We start from the raw sequence: 2,150 nt of genomic DNA, 5'->3' as shown, positions 1-2,150 counted from the left end.
CAGGCTCCGTCGGTCACAAACACGTTTTTGCAGGCATGAACCTGATTGTGCCCGTTCAGCACCGACGTTTTGGGGTCGAGTCCCATGCGGGCGGTACCCATTTCGTGAATGGCTCCCCCCACCGGTGACTCATTGTCGTACCCGCCGACGTCGGACAATCCCGCCGATACGAGCATCTCTTTGGCATCGTTCAGCATATCGACCCGCATTTTCTTTTCGTTCTCGCCGAACTCCGCGTCGAATACAACCGTAGGCATCCCCCATTTATCCCGCTGATTTTTATCCAGATATAGTCGGTTTTTATAGTCGGGCAAGTGCTCGCCGAAGGCCACCAGTCCCATGGTCCACAATCCCGGACGGGTCAGTTCCTCTTTGAGCGATGCACCGAAAGCCATCTCAGCCACCCGGCGTTGCCAGCCCTGGCGACTTCCGCCCCCCTGATAGCCAAAACCGCGCAGGTAATCGCGTTTATCCGTACCAATATTTCGATACCGGGGAATGTAGATACCATTGGCCCGTCGCCCGTAGAAATACCGGTCCTGCCCGCCTTCCAGATTCCCATAGGCACCAATCGCGAAATGATGGTCCATCAGGTTATGCCCCAACTGCTCCGAATCATTGCCCAGGCCATTGGGAAAGCGGTCGGAGGTGGAGTTGAGCAACAATGCCGTAGAGGCCATGGCACTGGCACAAACGAAAATTATATCGGCAAAATACGGGCGACTTTCGAACGTAACGGCGTCCACTACGTTCACACCCGTAGCCCGTTGTTTCTGCGCATCGTACAGGATTTCGGTCACCACCGAATCGGGACGGAGGGTAAGCCGCCCGGTACGGACGGCGGGGGGCAGCGTGCAGGACTGGGTACTGAAATAAGCGCCAAACTGACAGCCCCGGCTGCATAAATCCCGGTACTGGCAAGAGGTCCGCCCGTTTTCGAGGTGAACTTTACCTGCTTTGGATAAATTGGCCGAACGCCCCACGGTCATAACCCGGCCCGGAAAGTTTTTCTCGATGCGTTTCCTGACTTCTTTCTCAATATAAAACATATCCATGGGCGGCAGAAACTCCCCGTCGGGGAGCTGGGGCAGGCCCAGTTTTTCGCCCGATATACCCGCTATTTTCTCCACATACGAATACCAGGGAGCAATGTCTTTGTAGCGGATGGGCCAGTCCACACCAACCCCTTCTTTGGCGTTGGCTTCAAAGTCAATGTCGCTGAACCGGTACGACTGCCGTCCCCACATGATGGATTTGCCCCCCACAATGTTGGGCCGCATCCAGCGAAACGGTTTTTCCTGCCGGTAGGAGGTACTCGCGTTGGGCATCCAGTAGCTGGGTGCGCTATTGGCGATACCCGCATCCTGCGGACTTTGCGGGTATTTTTTGGTAAGGCCGCCGAGGCGTTCGGTTTCGTTGGCCTCCCAGGGCGTTTTCATGGCCTCCGTATAACCGGTTACATGTTCGAGCGGTCCACCCCGCTCGAGCATCAGTACGCGCAATCCCTTCTCGGTCAATTCCTTGGCGGCCCATCCGCCACTGACGCCGGAGCCAATGACAATGGCATCGTAGCGCAGGTCTTTTTCGGCATCGATATTTAGATTCATAGACAGGTAGCCCAGGCTCGCTGGCCCGGATTTAGGGGTATGTCGCCCTCGAAGCGACCCGGTATCGCCAGGTACTCGAGGGCTTGGGTGGCACCCGGTTCAGAGGTAAAATAGCCCACAATCGTCAATTCGCGCAGCGTAATAAAAAAAGCCTTTTCCTGACGCGTTAGCTGTTCCATGAGTTCGGCTTTTTGCGGGCCTTCGAGTAACGCAAACCGTTTGCCGTGCGCCGACTCACTCAGTGCTTCGGTCTGCTGCAAACCGCGCCGGAAGGCTTCCTGCTGCTGGGTGTCAGTACAATGGCCGATGATATAGCTGATAAATTCACCCACGCCCGCCGCCCTAGCTCCGGGCGTAGTGGTGGAGGGTATGATTTGCTCGGCCAGCTCGGTGATGAGAGCCTGTTCTTCGGCAGAAAACCGGCCCGGATTACTATGGGCTGTTTCGCGCAGCAAAGCCGCCTGCACGGGCAGCGACAGGGTGCCGCCGATGAGCATCAGCAGGGTTTGCACAGCTTGCCGGCGGGGTATACTCAGGTTTGGA

The 2,150-nt window shown here is 56.7% G+C and carries 2 protein-coding genes; both read right to left on the bottom strand.

The genetic code is table 11. The annotated features are described in order from the left end of the window. Window positions 1–1,607 (bottom strand): GMC family oxidoreductase N-terminal domain-containing protein (locus ACEW8P_RS13830; RefSeq protein WP_373513665.1); only part of this gene is annotated, 1,607 nt, incomplete at its 3' end. Next, the coding region (locus tag ACEW8P_RS13825) for a gluconate 2-dehydrogenase subunit 3 family protein (RefSeq protein ID WP_373513664.1) at window positions 1,604–2,150 on the bottom strand (547 nt) is incomplete at its 5' end. The genes ACEW8P_RS13830 and ACEW8P_RS13825, both read right to left, overlap by 4 nt.

The organism is Persicitalea sp., from assembly GCF_041751555.1.
GTDB lineage: Bacteria > Bacteroidota > Bacteroidia > Cytophagales > Spirosomataceae > Persicitalea.
The sequence above is the reverse complement of the archived record's forward strand: the minus strand, read 5'-3'. Positions and strand labels throughout refer to the sequence as shown.